Origin of the sequence: Carnobacterium mobile DSM 4848, from assembly GCF_000744825.1 — a bacterium.
Lineage (GTDB): Bacteria > Bacillota > Bacilli > Lactobacillales > Carnobacteriaceae > Carnobacterium_A > Carnobacterium_A mobile.
The window spans coordinates 1,702,352-1,719,305 of the sequence record NZ_JQMR01000001.1 but is presented as its reverse complement, the minus strand read 5'-3'; the positions used below and the strand labels follow the sequence as shown (position 1 = coordinate 1,719,305).

Annotated in this window: 14 protein-coding genes; 13 read left to right on the top strand and 1 reads right to left on the bottom strand. The window is 36.2% G+C overall.

What is annotated here, in order from left to right; translation table 11 throughout:
* The first annotated feature begins 41 nt into the window (after positions 1–41).
* From BR87_RS08165 to BR87_RS08115, 11 genes are all read left to right on the top strand, one after another.
* A complete protein-coding gene (locus BR87_RS08165) occupies positions 42–1,451 on the top strand; it encodes an ISLre2 family transposase (RefSeq protein WP_035030830.1) in 1,410 nt (469 codons plus the stop codon).
* A 266-nt stretch (positions 1,452–1,717) separates the two neighbouring features.
* Positions 1,718–2,425, top strand: coding sequence for a response regulator YycF (yycF, locus tag BR87_RS08160; RefSeq protein WP_035030827.1), 708 nt, complete (start codon positions 1,718–1,720; stop codon positions 2,423–2,425).
* Positions 2,426–2,431: 6 nt separating this feature from the next.
* The gene (gene walK, locus BR87_RS08155; protein ID WP_035030824.1) at positions 2,432–4,276 is read left to right on the top strand and encodes a cell wall metabolism sensor histidine kinase WalK; all 1,845 of its coding nucleotides are present in this window, start codon (positions 2,432–2,434) and stop codon (positions 4,274–4,276) included.
* Positions 4,273–5,565, top strand: a complete 1,293-nt coding sequence (locus BR87_RS08150; RefSeq protein WP_035030821.1) for a YycH family regulatory protein — start codon at positions 4,273–4,275, stop codon at positions 5,563–5,565. The genes walK and BR87_RS08150 overlap by 4 nt, the downstream gene beginning before the upstream one ends.
* A gap of 3 nt (positions 5,566–5,568) precedes the next feature.
* Positions 5,569–6,459 carry a two-component system regulatory protein YycI gene (locus BR87_RS08145; protein WP_084683588.1) on the top strand — a complete coding sequence of 297 codons (891 nt, stop codon included), beginning with the start codon at positions 5,569–5,571 and terminating at the stop codon, positions 6,457–6,459.
* A 152-nt stretch (positions 6,460–6,611) separates the two neighbouring features.
* Positions 6,612–7,424, top strand: a complete 813-nt coding sequence (locus tag BR87_RS08140; protein ID WP_035030818.1) for an MBL fold metallo-hydrolase — start codon at positions 6,612–6,614, stop codon at positions 7,422–7,424.
* 1,089 nt (positions 7,425–8,513) lie between these two features.
* Entirely contained in the window at positions 8,514–9,758 is a 1,245-nt protein-coding gene (locus BR87_RS08135) for a S1C family serine protease (protein WP_035030816.1), read from the top strand.
* A gap of 489 nt (positions 9,759–10,247) precedes the next feature.
* Complete coding sequence (locus BR87_RS08130; protein ID WP_035030813.1) at positions 10,248–10,430, top strand: CxxH/CxxC protein; 183 nt, start codon at positions 10,248–10,250, stop codon at positions 10,428–10,430.
* 64 nt (positions 10,431–10,494) lie between these two features.
* Complete coding sequence (rlmH, locus tag BR87_RS08125; RefSeq protein WP_035030809.1) at positions 10,495–10,974, top strand: 23S rRNA (pseudouridine(1915)-N(3))-methyltransferase RlmH; 480 nt, start codon at positions 10,495–10,497, stop codon at positions 10,972–10,974.
* A gap of 65 nt (positions 10,975–11,039) precedes the next feature.
* A complete protein-coding gene (locus BR87_RS08120; RefSeq protein ID WP_035030806.1) occupies positions 11,040–12,053 on the top strand; it encodes an ATP-binding protein in 1,014 nt (337 codons plus the stop codon).
* 625 nt (positions 12,054–12,678) lie between these two features.
* Positions 12,679–14,394 carry a metallophosphoesterase gene (locus BR87_RS08115; RefSeq protein ID WP_035030803.1) on the top strand — a complete coding sequence of 572 codons (1,716 nt, stop codon included), beginning with the start codon at positions 12,679–12,681 and terminating at the stop codon, positions 14,392–14,394.
* 205 nt (positions 14,395–14,599) lie between these two features.
* Here the strand turns inward: BR87_RS08115 and gloA are convergent, their stop codons facing one another.
* On the bottom strand, positions 14,600–14,980 hold the full coding sequence (gene gloA, locus BR87_RS08110) for a lactoylglutathione lyase (protein WP_035030800.1): 381 nt from the start codon (positions 14,978–14,980) through the stop codon (positions 14,600–14,602).
* A 226-nt stretch (positions 14,981–15,206) separates the two neighbouring features.
* Between gloA and yghU the strand changes: the two genes are divergently transcribed.
* A complete protein-coding gene (gene yghU, locus BR87_RS08105) occupies positions 15,207–15,995 on the top strand; it encodes a glutathione-dependent disulfide-bond oxidoreductase (protein ID WP_035030797.1) in 789 nt (262 codons plus the stop codon).
* Positions 15,996–16,167: 172 nt separating this feature from the next.
* Positions 16,168–16,908, top strand: a complete 741-nt coding sequence (gene map, locus BR87_RS08100) for a type I methionyl aminopeptidase (protein WP_035030795.1) — start codon at positions 16,168–16,170, stop codon at positions 16,906–16,908.
* Positions 16,909–16,954: the final 46 nt, after the last annotated feature.

Below are 16,954 nucleotides of genomic sequence, written 5' to 3'. Positions count from 1 at the left end.
TATGCTTGAGCGGCAAATACATAAATGAAAGAGGCCTTCTTATGAATAAGATTATATCAAAGGTTTACCAAATAATAAAGGATTCAAGTAACTTAATAGAGACAGAAGAAGCTATTCAAGTTTATATGTATGAAGTATTTTCTGAATTAGTAGGAGATGTCTTCACTCATATCAATCAAGTGATCAAAGAGGAGAAACAACTTGAAGGTTGGAAAGTGAAACGAGAAGATTGGAAAACGGTCCAATTTAGTTTCGGTCCCGTTCGGTACTATCGTACCTTAATGGTAGATCACACGGATCAGAATCATTATCCACTAGATGAGTGGTTAGGCATTCGGAAATATCAGCGTCATAGTCCATTAGTAGAAGTAAAAGTGGCTGAGTTGGCGAGTAAAGCTACTTATCGAGATACTGCAACTATGCTAAATGAATGGACGGCTGTCACGATCAGCCACCAAACAGTTGGCAGTCTTCTTAAACGCGTTGGATCCGCACAAGCACGTGAAGATGAAGAAAGCGTATTGGAGCTAGAAGAAGCAGCTGAATTGCCAGAAGGGAAAAAAGTGGACTATTTCTATGCCGAAGCGGATGGTGTTTTTGTGCGTGGAACAGAAAAGAAAAAAAGCTTAGAAGTTCGTCATGCCATTCTTTACGAAGGATGGAATAAAAACGGAAAACGCGTTTCTTTAAAGGAACCTAAAGCCATTATGACGACTAAAAAAACCGCTGGTTTTTGGGCAGAGGTCCAAGCCTTTACAGCGAATCATTATGCCTTACAACAAGCCCAAGTCATTACCAATAGTGACGGTGGACAAGGCTATACTGCAGATAGATTCCAAGAAGCTTTTTCTCAATCGAATTATCCCGTTCTCAATCAGCTAGACTCTTATCATGTTTTTCAAGGGTTGAATCGTGCATTTGGCGTGAAAACTAACGTTTTTAAACAGCAGGTCAAGCAAGCATTAAAGACGCATGATTTAGATCATTTAACTATTTGGTTAGATACGTATGAAAGTACGTTAGACGAAACTTCAGCAGTGGAAAAACTGAATACATTTAGAACCTATGTAGTACGAAACTGGGATCGAATTTTCGATTGGCGCGAAAAAGTAGAACAAGCACCAGAGGATGCAAGAGGTTTAGGCGCAATGGAGTCGAATCAACGACACATCTCTTTTCGCATGAAAAAACGTGGGATGCATTGGAGCGCAGAAGGTTGCGAAGCTATGGTAAAGGTAAAACAAGGGATGTTCAATCACACCTTGCGTGAAGCCTACCTTCACCAACAAAATAGAAGTGCGAGACAACAACGCAAGCTGAACCAACCGGTTCGTTTAGCGTCGTTATTGCATGAGAAAACACGGCAGTCAATCGGGGCAAAGAATGGGACCATTCCCTTGTATGCCTCTCGTTCATCGGCAATAGGACAATTAATTAAAAGTTTTCGTTAATTCCTGTCTTTTGGGAGAAGGTTCCTGGTTTTAGGAACGTTCTTCCAAAAGATGGGCCAGCAAGCGGCGGAGCCGTGCGGTAGCTGATGAGTGTACAAAAGTAGAGTGCCTAAACTAGTGGAGTAATAGGACGCTCGAGAAAAACTTGACACAAACCGATATTCTAATTTTTTTGCACTTTTTTCAACGGTTAGGTATAATGAAGGATAAAGTGGAATGATTGTGTCCTCTTGTCTGAAAGTTTGAAACTCCAAGGAGGGTTTACATTGAAAAAGATACTAGTAGTGGACGACGAAAAACCAATTTCAGATATTGTGAAATTTAATTTAACAAAAGAAGGGTATGACGTTTATACCGCTTATGATGGTGAAGAGGCCTTAGAAAAAGTTGAAGAAGTTGAACCGGATTTAATTGTATTGGATTTGATGCTGCCTAAAATTGACGGATTAGAAGTGTGTCGTGAAATAAGAAAAACACATGATATGCCGATCATTATGGTAACAGCGAAAGATTCAGAAATCGATAAAGTTCTTGGTTTAGAATTAGGTGCAGATGACTATGTCACAAAACCTTTTTCAAACCGTGAATTAGTGGCACGGGTAAAAGCAAATTTACGACGCCATGGCAATGCAAAACCAGCAGCAGTTGAAGAAGAAGAAACAAATGATATTGAGATCGGTGCGTTAACTGTACATCCGGATGCTTATATTGTATCTAAAAGAGGCGAAACAATCGAATTGACACACCGTGAATTTGAATTGTTGCATTATCTGGCTAGACATTTAGGACAAGTGATGACGAGAGAACACTTGTTGCAAACGGTTTGGGGATATGACTATTTTGGAGATGTTCGGACAGTTGATGTCACTGTCAGAAGATTAAGAGAAAAGATTGAGGATAGCCCAAGTCACCCAGCGTGGCTGGTCACTAGACGAGGCGTGGGGTATTATCTAAGAAATCCTGAACAGGAGTAATCGTTTATGAAGAAAAAAATCGGTTTTTTTCAATCTATTGATTTTAAAATCGTATTTGTTTTTATTATTTTATTATTGGTTGCACTTGAATTAATTGGAGCTTATTTTATCCGTCAGCTAGAAACCCAATTAGTTGATAATTTCCAAGAAGAACGACGTCTTCAAGTTGGCTTTTTGGATAACACACTGCAGCCTTTATTGGAAAATGATGAAGATCAGAACCTAACTGAAGAAATCAGCAGACTCTTAGCAGACTTTTCAGGAAATGGTGTGTTGGAAGCTCAAGTCATTAATCCTCAACACCATATTTTAGGAACAAGCGACAGTACAAACCAATCGATTGTCGGCGGAAATTCTAATGACCGCGACGTTCACCAAGCGTTACTATTGAGTAGTAAAATCACAAATCAATATACCGACAAAACAACCAACGACCGCATCTGGAAGTTGGTTTCTCCAATTATAGCGAATGATGGGTCTAATGAAGTATTAGGCGTTATTTCACTAAAAACCAATATTGAGAGTGTTTATCAGCAGATAGAAGAAATTACAGTCATCTTTTTAAATGCTTCACTGTTAGCCGTTGGTCTGACAATCCTATTAGCCTTATTTATTTCACGTGCTATTACAAAACCCATTACAGAAATGACCCATCAAGCCATTCAAATGGCAGGAGGAAATTATTCAGGTCAAGTAAAAATTTATGGAGAAGATGAGTTAGGGCAGTTGTCACTGGCAATCAATGACCTGTCTATTAAAGTTGAGGAAGCGCAAGAATCAACTGAAGCAGAAAGAAGAAGACTAAATAGTGTGTTAACGCATATGACAGATGGCGTTATTGCGACGGATCGCAGAGGGAAAATTGTGATCATTAATGAAATGGCGATGGAAATGTTGAATACTTCTCAAGAAGAAGCCATCGGACAATCTATTTTAAAGGTGCTTAAAAAAGAAAATGAATTTACGTTACGAAAATTATTAAAAACGGAGCAAGAATTGTCTTTTGATTTTTCAACTCCTGAAACACCGTTGATTCTGCATGGCGGGTTTTCTTTGATCCAAAGAGAAACCGGCTTTATCAGCGGAATTGTCTGTGTCTTACATGATGTGACCGAGCAAGAAAAAATTGAACGTGAACGAAGAGATTTTGTTTCCAACGTTTCCCATGAGTTAAGAACACCGTTGACTAGTATGCGGAGTTATTTGGAAGCATTGATTGACGGAGCTTGGAAAGATCCGGAAATTGCACCGAACTTTTTACAGGTCACTCAAGAAGAAACAGATCGAATGATTCGGATGATTTCTGATTTATTAAACTTATCCAGAATGGACGCGGGAAATAATGCATTGGATATGGAGTATGTTAATATCAATGAATTGTTTAACCATGTATTAAATCGTTTTGATATGATGATCCAATCTTCTGATCAACCGAAGAAAACCTTCTTCATTAAACGAGAGATCACGAATCGACAAATCTGGGCTGAAATAGATACAGATAAAATGATGCAGGTATTTGATAATATTATGAATAATGCCATCAAATATTCTCCTGACGGCGGCACCATCACGTGTAGTTTAAGAGAAACTCATGATAATGTCGTGATCAGTATCTCCGATCAAGGAATGGGGATCCCTAAAAAAGATCTGCCTCATGTATTTGACCGTTTTTATCGGGTTGAAAAAGCACGTGCTCGTTCGATGGGAGGAACTGGATTAGGATTAGCTATTTCCAAGGAAGTCGTTCAACGTCATGGCGGAAAAATATGGGCAAACAGTAGTGAAGGAAAAGGTACGACGTTTTATGTTCTATTACCTTATATCCCTTATGAGGAGGATGATTGGGAATGAAGTGGTCCAAGTTTATTAGACCGTTAATGATATTGCTTATCGTCCTCAGCCTATTTCTGACTTGGGCTATTTGGACGATGCCGGGACAATATGGGGAACAAACCAGCAGCGATCAAAAAAAGACGTCCTCTGTTACGATTTCCAGACAGCTTGCTCGCGTGTTTGGTCCTTCTCAAGTTGTTTTACACGAATCTGACACAGCAGAAATCACGACAAACAGAGATGTTTTATCAGCTTTTACGAAAGCTTTTAATAGTTGGAAGCTGGACAGCTTGGATGACCCAATCAAATTAACACCTGATGAATACCAAGCCGAATTAAATCATTCAGGCAATGAAATTGAGTTGCTGTATTTTGAAAGTATTCCTTTTGGGGTGTTGAGCAATTTATTTGCTAACTTGCCAGGAGAATACCAAGACCAGACGTTTGACCGAGTTTATTTATCCCAATCTGATCCAGATACGCTTTACTTTTATAATACAGAAACTAAATTACTGTATACAAGTACATTGGAAAACGTTGATCAAATTCAATTATCAGAAAGTATCCATCGGAAAGACGTGACTTATCGTCCAGTAACGACTATAAAAGTTGCCGACAAGATGATTTATTTGCCTCTTTCTTCATTGAAGCTGCCTTACTTGACTTATATGGTTGAAAGACAGCCGAACAGCTTGTTTATTGAACGGTTGTTTGACGATACTTCAGAAGTAAGAGAAAATCGAAGCGAAAATGCGGTACAGTACATTGATTACATTAGTGAAATGCGGGTAAATGAAAAAACCAATATCTTGAATTATTACCGCAATCGAAATTCTGGTGACACCCTATCGTTGACAAGAACACTAATGGATTCCTTTAATGAACTAATGAGGTTTGAAAATTGGTCAGACGAAATTCATTACTTTGATTACAATCATCAAAGTAATGAAGTCACTTATCGTCGCTATATTGAAGGTTTCCCAGTTTTTAGTCTAACTGGATATGGCGCGACCTATATTACGGTTGTCAGAGAAGGGTTGTCACAGTTGCAAGTACCGTTAGTTGTGGCTCAAACACCCATTTCTGATGAAGGCAAAGAAAAAGAATTGCTAAGCGGTGATGAATTATTGGATACTTTGATCAATTATGGTTATGCGATTGAAAAAATTGATGATATTAAGATAGGGTATACATGGACTAATAGTTCGGAATCTGACCGGGTCATTAATTTAGAACCGAGCTGGTATATTTATAAGAATGGCAATTGGACCAGTTTGCAAGATTTGATCCAGAACGGAGGGGATTAGATTATGGATTTTAAACGAATTGAAACCATACTTGTTTTAACCTTTCTGGCACTGAACATCTTCCTCTTGTCGACTTATTTTGACAAAAATTACAATGATTTTTATCAAAATAGTTCCAATTCAGAACTTAATTTTGTTGATGAAATGAATAAATCGAATATTAAATTACCTGTTTTCCAAAATGAAAAGAACAAAGTTCCTTATATTCAAGCAGAAACGAATGAATTGCTAGCAGAAAATCATAATCAGTTGAGTAATCAGACCGGTGTAATTGAAGAGAATGGGTCTATTTACAGTAGTATCCTTTCTAATCCGATCGTATTATCAGAAGACAAAAATTTGACTTCTAAAGACATTGAAAAATTAAATGATTTTGTCAAAAGCGATCAAGTTTTATTTGGATCTGAGTACCAATTTTTCCGTTACCTTAAAAGTAATCAGCAAATTGTATACGTCCAAATTGCGAATAATATTCCAATCACTGATGGAACGTCTGAAATCGTATTTCACTTGGACAGCAATAAAAAAGTCATTTCGTATGAACAAAATTATGCTGGTCCTGTAACGGTTCAAGGTGACAGCCGAGAATTGATCACAGATAAAAATGCAGTTGATATACTCTATCAAAATAATGAGATATCGGCGGATACAACCGTTAAGAAACCGATCTTAAGCTATTACCGGACATTAAACTTAGAAGAACTAAGCATGTATGCACCGGTTTGGTATGTTGAGGTAGTTTCCAGTACAGACACACAAGTAAAGCGTGTAGATGCAATCAACGGCAGCATATTAAAGTCATCTATGTTGGATATGCCGCATTCAGATGAAAAAGATAAAACTTCTGACAAAGAATCAGCTGAGCTGCGTTCTCGTTCAGATTCTTCTTCATAAAGCAAAGCGAATACAACCGGTAAACCTTGAAAACATACTAAGGTTTACTGGTATTTTTTTGTCCTTTGATTTGTTAAATTAGAACACGGACTTGTAGATATTTTGCTTTATTTGGTATAAACTAGAAGGGATGACTGAGGAGGATTTAAATAATGTTAAGAGGTCAAGAACAAGCATTAAAGGTCAGCATTCTAGCGAGTGGAAGTTCCGGCAATGTGACATATATTGAATCAGAAAAGAAAAAATTACTAGTAGACAGCGGACTAAGCGGGAAAAAAGTGACGGAGCTGTTAAAAAAAATCAATCGTGATGTTGCTGATTTAGATGGAATCTTAGTGACTCATGAACACCGTGATCATGTTCATGGAGTAGGCGTGTTGGCCCGAAAGTATCAATTAGATGTATATGCAAATGAAAAAACTTGGGAAGCCATGGATCCACTTATCGGAAACATTAAAACAGAACAAAAGTATATTTTTGAAATGGGTAAAACGATGACGATCGGGGATATCGATATTGAAAGTTTCGGAGTATCTCATGATGCCATTGCGCCTCAATTCTATACTTTTCATAAAAACAATAAACGATTTGTTATGCTGACGGATACAGGATATGTCAGCGATCGGATGCGCGGTATTTTAGCCAATGCGGATGCTTACTTATTCGAAAGCAATCACGATTTAGAAATGCTAAGAATGGGTGGTTACCCTTGGCATTTAAAACAACGGATTCTAGGAGATAAAGGCCATTTGTCAAATGAAGATGGAGCTTTAGCTTTAGCTGAGATCATTGGAGACAAAACGAAACGCGTGTATTTAGGCCATTTGAGCAAAGATAACAATATGAAAGAATTGGCGCATTTAACAGCCGAAAGTATTTTAGCAGAAAAAGAAACTGGTGTAGGTGAAGCTTTTGCTATTTACGATACAGATCCAAACGAACCTACTTCTTTGTTTATTATCTAAAAAATGCAAAACTAAAACTTTTTAATTCTAGTTGGCTGATGACTAGAATTAAAAAGTTTTTTTGTAGAGTCTGGTATTATAAAACAGTGTAGGAAAATAGGAAAAGATTAAACTTTTTATAGCTTTTTATCTTGTTACGCAGTTAGTGAAGGATAAAATGTCAAATAGAGTCGGTCTAGCGAACAAAAGAAGTAGGAAACAGGAGCGAATTGTCCGGTAGAGGCGGCCTAGCAAACAAAAGAAGTAGGAAACAGGAGTGAATTGTCCGGTAGAGGCGGTCTAGCAAACAAAAGAAGTAGGAAACAAGAGTGAATTGTCCGGTAGAGGCGGTCTAGCAAACAAAAGCAGCAGGAAAGAGGAGTGAATTGTCCGGTAGAGTCGGTCTAGCGAACAAAAGAAGTAGAAAAGAGAGGTGAAATGTTAGGTAGAGTCGGTCTAGCGAACAAAAGCAGCAGGAAAGAGGAGTGAAATGTCAGGTAGAGTCGGTCTAGCGAACAAAAGCAGCAGAAAAGAGGAGTGAAATGTCAGGTAGAGTCGGTCTAGCGAACAAAAGAATCAGAAAAGAGGAGTGAATTGTCTGGTAGAGGCAGTCTAGCGAACAAAAGCAGCAGAAAAGAGGAGTGAAATGTTAAGTAGAAACACTCTAGGTAATAAAAGAATAAAAAAACAAGAAAAAAGCTCTTATCAAAGGATCTAAAGTCTCGCTACGCGAGCTTTATACTATTCAACGTAACCAGTTAAAGCTGGACGTTTCTTAGTAATTATTCAGTATGTTCATCTGCTGGTGTTTTAAGAGATTCATCTGGTAGAGTACCATTACAAACGAAAGGAGTGTTGCCTCCCAAGTTGTATTCCTTATTTTACGGAGGTCAGGGCGGGCTTATGCCGCTTTTTTTGTAACTAAATAATTGAAAACGATATTCAAAGGCGCTTTGATGGTTATCTTGCGAAAATAAAGGTAAAATAAAATTAAAGAGATTATTTTAAACAAAAAATCTTATTTAGCTAAAAGTTGTCTAATCTTTTTCATAAAAAATTCACGAAAAGGTGTTACGATCAACCTATAAATTAAGGTGAGAGGTGTACAAAATGAGTAAAAATTCAGAGGAAAAACCAAGAAAACGCGGAACATTGAAAAGCGGTATCCTGGGTGGAATTATCGGTGGTTTAGTTATTGCAGTGTTGGGCGGTGGTTACCTTTATGCAAATGACGAGTTGAATATGCCTGCAACAAGTAATCAAGCGGGAGTGGTTGACGATAAAGGAAAAGTTACCACCACAGATGTTAGTGTCAACGTAACTTCTGACGTAACCGATGCGGTAGCCAAAGTCGAAGATTCAGTTGTTTCCGTAATCAACATGCAAAAACAAAATTTAGAAGGATTCGGCGGAATATTTGGTTCAGATACAATAGACTCATCTGGTTCGTCTGATGACTCTACGTTGCAAACAGCTGGAGAAGGCAGCGGCGTCATCTACAAAATCGATGGAAAAACTGCGTATGTGGTTACAAACCATCACGTTATCAATGAATCAGATGCTGTAGAAGTTTTATTAAAAGACGGGACAAAAGTTAAAGCTGAAGTAATTGGTTCAGATGTATGGACAGATTTAGCAGTATTATCTATTCCAGCTGATAAAGTGACTAAGGCAGCTACTTTCGGTGATTCAGATAGTTTAACAGTAGGTGAACCAGCGATTGCCATTGGGTCTCCGCTAGGTACTAACTTTGCTTCTTCCGTTACACAAGGAATCATTTCTGCAAAAAATAGAAACGTAGATACAGATGTTAATGGCGACGGTGTAGTAGACTGGACCATGACAGCTTTACAAACAGATGCGGCGATCAACCCTGGTAATTCAGGAGGAGCATTGATCAACATTGCAGGCCAAGTCATCGGGATCAATTCAATGAAAATTTCTACTGATACAGTTGAAGGAATGGGATTTGCTATTCCAAGTAATGATGTAGTGAATATTATTAATCAATTAGAAACAGATGGAAAAGTGATTCGCCCAGTTCTAGGCATCAGCTTACTAGATATTTCGCAAATTTCTGAACAACAGCAAGAAAGTGTACTGAAATTACCGAAAGACGTAACAGCCGGAGTTGTTGTTGGACAAGTTCAACCAGATTCAGCTGCAGAAAAAGGCGGATTAGAAAAATACGATGTCATTGTTAAATTTAATGGTGAAGAAGTTATTGATACCATCTCTTTACGTAAAGAAATCTATAAATCAGAACTAGGTAAAGAAGTAGAAGTAGAATACTACCGGAATGGCAAACTTGAAAAAACAAACATTACCATGACAACTTCAGAAACCATGTCCTAAAAACAAAACACTTTCCGTTTTTAAAATTATATTTATAGAAAATTCCCTGCTTTTTATCGTGTTGGTAGTTCTTAGATAGTGAAATTTCCTCCGGAATTTACGCGTCTGCTTGCAAGAGCCATGGGAACGACTGGAGCCTTTCATGTCTCCAGCCTTTCAAGCCTCAAACGAAGCTTAACCGCTTCGTAATTCGCATTGAATCCTTTACATGGCGGCAAGCAGCCGCTATTCCTCCGAAAATTTCAAGTTGTGGAATAGATTCATTCTTCTTACCAACACTAAAAATGATAGAGCAAAATCCCCATATTCATTCAGTAATAAACTGAACGGAATAAGGGGATTTTTTTGTCTCTTTTTTAGAGAAAATCGAGCTTCTGTGGATAAGAAAAAGAAAATAGTTTTGAACATTGTGTATAACTGCTGTAAAATGAGAAACGAAAGAACTTGTGGAGTTGAAAAGTTATCCACAAAATAAGGAGGAGACTGTGGATGGAACAAATATATGCCTGTCAAAAAGATGTGGAAGAAGCTTTAGATGACGCGGTTTACGGTGGTTTTGAATTGCCGATTTTAAAGCCTGTTACCCCTGTGGATAACGGCATAGTAAAATGTGCTTATTGCCAAGAGCCAGCTATATATATGGTAGAGAACGGATATTCGTCTACCATATGAAGTGTTTGAGTTGTGAACATGTGGATAACTTTTGTGGATAAGTAGTGGATGAAGGGGGATAACTGTGAATATCAAAATTATCACGGTGGGAAAATTAAAAGAAAAATACTTGAAAATGGGAATTGCGGAGTATGCAAAACGACTAGGAAGTTATTGCAAAATTGAATTAATTGAAGTTCCAGATGAAAAAGCTCCGGAAAAATTAAGCCAAGCAGAAATGATACAAGTTAAAGAAAAAGAAGGCGAGCGAATATTAGCCAAAATTTCAGATCAGGCTTATGTATTTGCTTTAGCAATTGAAGGAAAACAACGGACTTCCGAAGCATTTTCCAAAGAAATTGAACAATTGGGCACGCAAGGTAAAAGCAATTTAGTTTTTGTGATCGGGGGCTCATTAGGATTAAGCGAAGCAGTAATGAAACGTAGCAATACCCAAATCTCATTTGGAAAAATGACATTGCCTCATCAATTGATGCGTTTAGTGCTGATCGAACAAATTTACCGCAGCTTCCGGATTATGAAGAATGAACCGTATCATAAGTAAGTAAGTTTTTTTTGAAAATTTGGAAGTGAAAATATTTAATTTTGATCAGACTTGAGGAGGTATTTATGTTAGTTGTTGAAGAAATGAAGTATGAAAATATGTTGAAAATGACGGCACATTTATACAATAATAACTACTATTTGGATTCAGAAGATGGAGTGAAGATTACTTTTAAAGAGTTAAGGTTTATAGAGCCGGCAGGAGCTATTTTGTTTTTAAGTACAATGGACAAGATAAATGAATTACAAATTCCATATGAATTTGAACCTATTGATAAATATAAAGATAAATCTGCAATTTCATATGGTGAGACTATGGGAATATTTCAACAAATAGGTCTTTCAGATGCCCCATCATATAGTTCTGGACTCACATACTTAGCCCCGAAAAAGGTTGAAATAAAGAAGGTCTATGAAGATCTAGAAGGATCATTAGAGCAATACTTTGAACAAATTTCTGAACTAATAGTTCTTAAAGCGTTAGAACTTGTAGATACAAATGTAGTGGAAAGTGTTAACGATTTATTTATATTCGTAGTAAGAGAGATGGTAAGAAATATCTTTGACCATGCGCAAGCACCGCATTATTATTATGCATTACAGTCGTATAAAGCAAGTAATTGTGTAGAGGTTGTTATCGCAGACATTGGTGTTGGACTACTGGCTACAATTCCATTTGATATTGAAGAAAGATGGTTTAAGAAAAACACAGATGAAGAAGCAATAAAAAAGTCATTAATACCTGGTTTATCTGCTTTTTCAAATCATTCATATGCGCCTGAAGACTATAAAAATTCTGGGTATGGTTTAACATTAGTAAAAAAAATAATTCAACAAACAGAGGGGACATTTAGTATTGCTTCAGGTACAAAGTCAATAACATACAATGCAGAAGAAGAACTTGTTAATGATTGTGACATTAAGGGAACCATAATTAGAATGAAAATTAACTTAAATAAGTTAAAGTATGTGGACTTCCAAGAAGTGCTAAGAGGAGCAGAATTAGAGGCCAGAGACGAAGGTTTTATCCAAACTCCTTCAACTGCATCGAAAACAGTTAAAAGTATAAGAGAAAATTGACTCAAGAATATTTTTAAGAATTACTTTATTGAGAATTTCAACAAAAATAAATTCGATAACTATTTTACCAATTTGGCATGAAGTTTCAGTCGAAGAAGTGCAACAATATAACTCATATCAGGTTAATAAGTTTGCATTAAATACTAATAAATTTACTCTAGACGAGGTAGTAAAGCATATTAGTAATGTAGTTATAAACTCTATTGAAGAATAAAATTTCATCAAATTTTTAATGAAAAATCTCACTTAGTGTGATACGGAGAACTGTATCATAAGTAAATGAGGTTTTCCAAAACTGTAGCTAAAACCGAAGCAAAGGTTATAAATCATTGTTACAAATATTACTTGAAATGTGTGATTAGTTTAATTATAAATAACTTATATGCATTAATCTTATAAGTTATTTATGATTTTTTAGGAATAAATCAGTTTTAAATTCTAATGTAAAAAGGTATTAGTAGTCTATCACTCTATATAGAAATTTACTTTGGACTATCATTAAGAATGGAAGTGTATAGATTATTTAACGGATTTGATTCAACTATAAATAGTGTTATTAGCCTGAGAAGTAACTCTTTAAAAGCTAAAAAAGTTAATTATTATCTATAAAAAATGAGGTGAATAAATGAAATTTAATAAAATAAAAGATTCTTTAATCATCGCTGAAAAGTATGTCCCTTTTATATCAACAAAAATTTTGAACAAACTACCGTCAGAACTTATTGCGCGTTTTGAACTTTATCCAGAAAATGTCCGACGACCTGTCAACAAGACTTTGTTTAGAAACGATTACTTTGAATTAAAATATAATACGAAAATAAAAGAACTAACTGTAGAATCCAGAGGAGACATCGTCTATTCAGCTATTCCATATGATACAGCTAGAAACTATATCCAACGTGCAGCTATTCAGTATTTACTCCATCCAGAAGATGCACGTAAGTATATTGAAATGCATAAAGGTAACTTAGAAAATTACATTAAATTAAGTTTGTTTCAAGTTACCAATAAAAGGATGAGTAAAAACAATAGTGAAGTTAAAAAAGCTTATAATGCAATATTTCAAAATCCATTATTTGAGATTCAAATTCTTGGGCGACTTCTGCAGCATGACGAAACTGGACCGATCTCTGCAAATATTGCAGGTAAATTCTTGTTTAGTGAGAATATAAACACAGGAATATCTGAGTATATTTTTGAATACCTTAATTTTGTTGTTCAATTAACTAATTCATTACCCATAAAAACTGATGGAAAAAGAGTCGAATTGTTAGAAAAAAGCCAGTTAGAGAGAGCTTTTTTTAAGAGTAGAATTGAAGTTGAGTTTTTGACTTATAAATCAAATATCAATTCAGCACTTAGTTTGATACCTCAAGAATTAAAAGAAAGTTTAGAAAATTCAATCACCATTGCAAGACAATCTCAATCTGTAAAAGTAAAACCTATTTTGCGATCAAAATCCGGAAAAGAAATTACTAATATTAGAAAAAATTATATTCCGCATAGTATTCATCCTAAAAATACAGAAAGACACTTTGAAAATATTATTTCTACAGAGAATAAAAATTTATTGAATGTTATCTCTGATGTCCACTCTAATGATGGAAAGCTCCCATTCATCAACAAAAACTTCAATATACTAGTAGGTGATATTTCAGATTCTCGAGTAGCTAATGGAGATATTAAAGGTCTCTATGTTATTGGAAATCATGAATTAGTAGATGTATTGCCAAGTAATAGAAAAGAACTTCAAGCAAAAAAATGGAAACCATTTCTGAAAAGTAAATGGTTTAAACAGCTTTTAGAAAATCCAGATGAGTCGTGGTATATGTTGCCTGTGGGTAATCATACATTTTACGAGATAGTGAAGGTTGAACTTGAACAACGATTTCCACGAATAAGTATATTGCATAATAGTCATATAATTCATGAAGGAATCAGATATATTGGGATTACAGTACCAGTTATTTTGGTTAAGAGAAAGAAGGAGCAACAAAAGTTTATTCTCAAAACCTTAAAAAGGCTACTCAATAATGATTATGATATTCCAACAGTAATTGTTTCACATGCACCACTATTTAACGAATTGAATATGCTCTCAATGAAAAGCAATGCATATAACAATGAATATAATTGTTCCGAACCTGATATTGAAAAATTATTTAAGGAATATAATTTAATTGGAGCTATACATGGTCATCATCATATACCAGCATCATCTGGACGAAGCAAAGTTGTGCAATTTGCAGGCAAAGAGCTCTTTGTAGTTTGCTCAATTTATTCTAAAATGAATACAGGATTTGAGTTAATGAACTTGATAAGTTCTCAGCAATCAAACTAAAAAAATAAATCAATTAAATAAGAATTTTTAAGCTTTACGATTAAAACTGCAGTAACAAATGATACGAAGAACCGTATCATTTGTTACTGCAGTTTTTAGAAAGTAATGAATGTACAAATGATTTTAAGAAATGATAAGAGGGAATTAAAAAATGTAAGCATATTGGCAACAGCCAATATGCTTACATTTAAAATAGTCGAAAAAATTATTTTGCGCGCTTTACTTCAATTCGGTAACCATCAGGGTCTGTCACAAAGAAATATGAGGGCGTGCCGCCTGAAAGTCCTCTTAACTCACCTGTTTCGTAAGCAGAAGCTTTACAAACTTCATGCATTTTTTCTAAGTCACTGACAGTCACACCTAAATGACTGAAGCCATTTCCTACATTATATGGCTCGGCATCGTAATTGTAAGTGAGTTCAATTTGAACAGACGAACCGGGAGAATTCAGGTAAACTAAATCAAATTTATTTTCAGGGAATTCTCTGCGGCTGGCAACTTCAAAATCGAATAGATTCGTATAAAAGTCTAAAGTAGCCTCAATATCTCTGACACGTAGGCAAATCTCAACGAGTTCTTGCTTCATAATCATATCATCCTCCAATAGTTTCTTATTTTTATTCTAACATGAAACGGTCATATAGGCACGCCCATGGAAGATGTCTATATTGTTTTCTAATAGATCAATAGGCAAAAAGCACAGCTTAAAGGAGTTGAGAGACTCGTATCATAAATAAATAAGCTAAAACTTGGGCATATTGGTCCAGGAGTAGTATGATGGAGGTACTATAAATAGTATGAGGAGTGGTATGATGACAGCATATGAATTACCAAAAGTGTGGCAGTGGGAAGAAGAGAATTCTAACAAAGATGGCAATCGTCCAACAGCTGGCAGTCGCTTCGAACAAACATTACCAGTCGGAGAGGCTCCTTTCCAACTCTATTCATTGGGGACCCCGAATGGCATTAAAGTTACGATTATGTTTGAAGAGCTAAAAGAATTAGGCGTAGAAGGCGCAGACTATGACCTGTACACTATTAATATTGGGGAAGGCGACCAATTTGGTTCGGATTTCGTCGATATTAATCCTAACTCTAAGATTCCAGCCCTAGTTGACCAAAGCCAAAGTCCTCGCGTGAAAATGTTTGAGTCAGGTTCCATTCTTCTTTATTTAGCCGAGAAATTTGATCAACTGATTCCGAAAGATATTCATGGTCGGACTGAAACCCTTAATTGGTTATTCTGGCAAATTGGAGCAGGACCTTATGTTGGTGGAGGATTTGGCCACTTTTTCGCTTATGCTCCAGAACCTATGAAATACCCGATTGATCGCTTCACGATGGAAACGAAACGACAATTAGATTTACTCGATAAAACCTTAGCAAAGAGTCCTTATATAGCTGGTGATACCTATACCATCGCAGATATTGCCATCTGGTCTTGGTACGGTCGTTTAGCTTTAGGAAAATTATATGAAGGATCATATGAATTTTTAAATCTGGATGAATACCCGCATCTCTTGGAATGGTCTCAGCGCATCGCAGAACGACCTGGCGTGCAAAAAGGCCTAGCAGTGGAGTACCAACCGCTTGGGGAGTAGGTCACAAAAACAAGGTAGTGAGTTTTTTCTCTTCTTAAATCGAAGTAAACGTTTATTTAAATACATTAGGGAGAACTATTCTATAAGTAACTAGTAACTATCTTTTTTAAAGGAAAATACACATCACGATATAAGAAAAAGGCATAAGATTATATAAAAAAGAGGGCATGTCATGATTGCAAAGAGTGAAGAAGACTTTAATGGACTAAAAGAAATTGGCCGTATTTGCGGATCGATTAGAAATAAATTAGTTGAATATACTAAGCCTAGAATGACAACAAAAGAGCTTGATGAAATCGCAAAGAAGAGCTTTGAAAAAGCAGGAGCTCAATCTGCACCTAAAGAAATATATGATTTTCCAGGATATGTGTGCATAAGCGTAAATGAGGAAGTAGCACACGGGATTCCAGGAGATCGGATCATCCAAGAAGGTGATCTGATCAATATCGATGTATCAGCTTCTAAAAATGGGTATTTTGCAGACACAGGGATTTCTTTTGTGGTTGGCCAAGGTGAGACAAGCAAAGAAAAAGTATGTGAGGTTGCTAAAGAAGCATTCTATGCAGGCCTTAAAAAAGCAAAACCCGGTTCTAAAAAAAGTGCCCTTGGAAAAGCAGTACACAATGTAGCTAAACGGCATGGCTTGACCGTTATTAAAGATCTTACTGGCCATGGGATTGGACGTTCCATTCATGAAGCACCGGACCACATTTTTAATTATTTTTCTCGTTGGGACGATGAACTCTTAAAAGATGGTATGGTAATTGCTTTTGAACCTTTTATTTCTACAGTGGAAGAAGAAGTATTCGAATCCGAAGATGAATGGACCCTCCGAACTCATAAAAGTTTGGTGGCTCAATATGAGCATACAATTATACTTACGCAGGAAGGCCCCATCATTACTACGTTGTAGTCGAAATACCTCATTAAACTATAAACTATTTTGAGAAGGGACGTGA

Bases quoted from the DNA above. Each gene is read 5' to 3' on its own strand.
- BR87_RS08115 (WP_035030803.1), top strand. From the start codon at position 12,679: ATGAAATTTAATAAAATAAAAGATTCTTTAATCATCGCTGAAAAGTAT.
- map (WP_035030795.1), top strand. From the start codon at position 16,168: ATGATTGCAAAGAGTGAAGAAGACTTTAATGGACTAAAAGAAATTGGC.
- BR87_RS08165 (WP_035030830.1), top strand. From the start codon at position 42: ATGAATAAGATTATATCAAAGGTTTACCAAATAATAAAGGATTCAAGT.
- BR87_RS08145 (WP_084683588.1), top strand. From the start codon at position 5,569: ATGGATTTTAAACGAATTGAAACCATACTTGTTTTAACCTTTCTGGCA.
- BR87_RS08140 (WP_035030818.1), top strand. From the start codon at position 6,612: ATGTTAAGAGGTCAAGAACAAGCATTAAAGGTCAGCATTCTAGCGAGT.
- BR87_RS08150 (WP_035030821.1), top strand. From the start codon at position 4,273: ATGAAGTGGTCCAAGTTTATTAGACCGTTAATGATATTGCTTATCGTC.
- gloA (WP_035030800.1), bottom strand. From the start codon at position 14,980: ATGAAGCAAGAACTCGTTGAGATTTGCCTACGTGTCAGAGATATTGAG.
- BR87_RS08135 (WP_035030816.1), top strand. From the start codon at position 8,514: ATGAGTAAAAATTCAGAGGAAAAACCAAGAAAACGCGGAACATTGAAA.
- walK (WP_035030824.1), top strand. From the start codon at position 2,432: ATGAAGAAAAAAATCGGTTTTTTTCAATCTATTGATTTTAAAATCGTA.
- BR87_RS08130 (WP_035030813.1), top strand. From the start codon at position 10,248: ATGGAACAAATATATGCCTGTCAAAAAGATGTGGAAGAAGCTTTAGAT.
- BR87_RS08120 (WP_035030806.1), top strand. From the start codon at position 11,040: ATGTTAGTTGTTGAAGAAATGAAGTATGAAAATATGTTGAAAATGACG.
- yghU (WP_035030797.1), top strand. From the start codon at position 15,207: ATGACAGCATATGAATTACCAAAAGTGTGGCAGTGGGAAGAAGAGAAT.